This window comes from Microcystis sp. BLCC-F209 (assembly GCF_041928595.1).
Taxonomy (GTDB): domain Bacteria; phylum Cyanobacteriota; class Cyanobacteriia; order Cyanobacteriales; family Microcystaceae; genus Microcystis.
In genome coordinates, this window is the sequence record NZ_JBHFLL010000270.1 from 1 (window position 1) to 2561 (window position 2561).

Sequence of the window (2561 nt, forward strand, 5' to 3'; positions counted from 1 at the left end):
AGAACTTTTCTGACTTTTCTTCAGCTATTTATGAATGTCTGAATGATGCCCATCTGAAACATAAAAAAGAACTGGATTCCTTGCTGACTCTACGATTTCAGAAGTTTAATAAATCTCAGATTATGAACGTCTAAAGTATAAACAGCACAACAACATAAAATTAAATTATGATCGTTCACACCTCCCCTACCCAATACCGTTCGGTTGAGCAAACCAGCCCCCACCTCCCTCAGTCCCCACTCCTCTCTTATCTCCCCTTTCAGGGGAGACGATAGAATTACCCCTTAAGGGGGATTTAGGGGGTGGGATTGACATCCTCACCGCCCTAAAAGGGACGGTGATTCCTAGACCTCACGATCTAGGTTTCTGCTTCTTAGCAGTTGCCTTCACAGACTCACTCTGTTCGGGTCTGACACTCGCGACCCAGACTGATACCGCAAGCCCTGCGGCCAAAATGTTTTTACTGGCGTTAACATCCCTGTCATGGCAAGTTCCACATTCAGGACACTCCCATTCTCGGACACTTAACGGCATTTTCTCAACGATATGCCCACAATTATTGCACCGTTTTGAACTAGGAAACCATCTATAGCGTTTCTCGCATCTGTGCGGCACAGTTAAACCTTTGCTGATTAAGCTGTTCAGGCTCGGGAATGTACCTCTTGTGAATCAGAAATGCTATATCTATTTCCCGATAGTTTCTCCCATACCAACGGCATTTATAGGCTAATTGTCCAGTGATTTCTCCCCAACTAACATCTGATATAGCTTGAGCTAGTTTCGGGTTTTTTACAGGGTGAGAGCATCTCAAACGCTATTGACAATTGGCCAATTTTGTCATCCGCGTGGGCATTTCAAGTGATACCACTCAATCAGAATAGTTACGAAATCGACCAAATGGGTCGATTTTTGCTTAACAATTGAGATGGCAAATTCTCCTCAAATATGCCTGAATCGTGGGCAAGCAACTCACATAAAGTTCATTTTGTCAAGGATTGTTAAGATGCGCTTACCTTGAGGTTTTTTACCCAGTTTTTTACCGCTAAATTCTCAACTACAATCGTTTAGTTTTCACGAACTAATTGAGTGGTTAGCTTATGTAAATGGTCTTTTCTGCTATCGGTGATTCGAGCCTGAATCTTAGCTACTTTGATTCTTGCTTTTTCCCGATTTTTTGACCCTTTCTGTGTTCGAGAATGAACAATTACCGTCGCCTCATGAACAAGTTGTAGACAACGCCAATCAGCACCAAAACCAAAAGCAGGTGGATTAAGCCGCCGCCAATGTTAATGGAGAATCCTAACAACCAGAGGATGAAAAGTATAACAACGGCAGTCCAAACGAGATCGAACATATTTCCCTCCTTGATTTAGAGAAAAGTAATGAAAATTCAGTCATCGATCCTTAATTGAGTATATCTTGAACCGTATCTTTCACCTCTTCTACTGCATTGCGAACTTGGCTTTCGACTTGTTTAGCTTTTCCAGCAACTTGATCTTGGCGGTTGCCAGTAGCTTTACCTATCGCTTCTTGAGCTTTGCCTTCAATGTTCTTTGTGACTGCTTTTGCCCGCCCTTTTAACTTCATCTGGTCTTTTATATCTTCTGCTGCGTTACGAGCCTGACTTTCGACTTGCTTGGCTTTTCCCATCATCTGATCTTTGGGATCGCCTGTCATGTTGCCAATCGCTTCTTGAGCTTTGCCTTCAATATTTTTCGTAACTGCCTTGGCTCGATTCATGCTTGCGATTTGAGTCTGCGATTGGGTGGGTAAAGTTGCAGCCCAACTATTTGTAGTTCCAAAATCAAAAGCTATAGTAATTGCCAGCATTATAGTTAAAATAATGGTGACAAAAAAGCGACGAATCTGTTGAAGTGACATCATTTTAACTCCCAAAAAGAATTTGATGAATCGATGATACATGGATGATGAACAACTACTGTCTAGACCCTTTCGAGAAAGATTTTTCTAGTCTTTGACGGTGTAAGTTTACCGAGGGAGAGATCTTCGACTTCTTTGAGAAGCTAGATATCTGGTAATATTGGGTTTATTTACGCCATCTTGTCCTAGTGTTTCACCTGTCTCGAAAGAAACCATTTTTTGAGGAAGAGTTCCGATGAAAGCCTGGTTTCAATCATTTGTCTGAATGGCGGTTGCTGTGACAAACGACCTACTAATCAATAATTTTTTTGACTTCATCTTTCACATCTTCGATAGTGTGACGAACTTTTGCCTCTGCCTGTTTTTCCTTGCCCTCTGCTTGAGCTTTGGGATCGCCAGTCAGATCTCCTACTGCTTCTTGAACTTTACCTTCGATATTTTTGGCGGTTGCCTCGGCTCTATCTTTTAAGCTCATGATGCTCTCCTTATTGAATTTGTTGGATTTGAGAACTGCTTACCTAAGTTGAGCTAACAATTCTGGCTCTTCGGTTTTTGTTATGCAATGGACGGGATTATAAGGAATGAAACCCTTATAGAGACAGACATTGCTGCTATTTTTGTCAACTGTTTTCGCTCTAGAGAGAACTAATCAATTAAATCTCTTGCCAGATAAGGATTGA

The 2561-nt window shown here is 41.6% G+C and carries 3 protein-coding genes and 3 pseudogenes; 1 reads left to right on the forward strand and 5 read right to left on the reverse strand.

The window, feature by feature from the left end; all coding sequences use genetic code 11:
• A pseudogene (locus ACE1AQ_RS17150) lies at positions 1–134 on the forward strand (IS630 family transposase); the annotation flags it as partial.
• A 217-nt stretch (positions 135–351) separates the two neighbouring features.
• Here the strand turns inward: ACE1AQ_RS17150 and ACE1AQ_RS17155 are convergent.
• The 5 genes and pseudogenes from ACE1AQ_RS17155 to ACE1AQ_RS17175 all read right to left on the reverse strand — a co-directional run.
• Positions 352–811 (reverse strand): annotated as a pseudogene (locus tag ACE1AQ_RS17155) (RNA-guided endonuclease InsQ/TnpB family protein); the annotation flags it as partial.
• A 256-nt stretch (positions 812–1067) separates the two neighbouring features.
• Positions 1068–1196: pseudogene (locus tag ACE1AQ_RS17160) on the reverse strand (transposase); the annotation flags it as partial.
• Positions 1197–1204: 8 nt separating this feature from the next.
• The gene (locus ACE1AQ_RS17165) at positions 1205–1354 is read right to left on the reverse strand and encodes a lmo0937 family membrane protein (RefSeq protein ID WP_110546089.1); all 150 of its coding nucleotides are present in this window, start codon (positions 1352–1354) and stop codon (positions 1205–1207) included.
• 50 nt (positions 1355–1404) lie between these two features.
• On the reverse strand, positions 1405–1881 hold the full coding sequence (locus tag ACE1AQ_RS17170; protein ID WP_110546090.1) for a CsbD family protein: 477 nt from the start codon (positions 1879–1881) through the stop codon (positions 1405–1407).
• 292 nt (positions 1882–2173) lie between these two features.
• Entirely contained in the window at positions 2174–2356 is a 183-nt protein-coding gene (locus ACE1AQ_RS17175; RefSeq protein ID WP_002763229.1) for a CsbD family protein, read from the reverse strand.
• Positions 2357–2561 lie beyond the last annotated feature (205 nt).

Bases quoted from the DNA above. Each gene is read 5' to 3' on its own strand.
- ACE1AQ_RS17165 (WP_110546089.1), bottom strand. From the start codon at position 1,354: ATGTTCGATCTCGTTTGGACTGCCGTTGTTATACTTTTCATCCTCTGG.
- ACE1AQ_RS17170 (WP_110546090.1), bottom strand. From the start codon at position 1,881: ATGTCACTTCAACAGATTCGTCGCTTTTTTGTCACCATTATTTTAACT.
- ACE1AQ_RS17175 (WP_002763229.1), bottom strand. From the start codon at position 2,356: ATGAGCTTAAAAGATAGAGCCGAGGCAACCGCCAAAAATATCGAAGGT.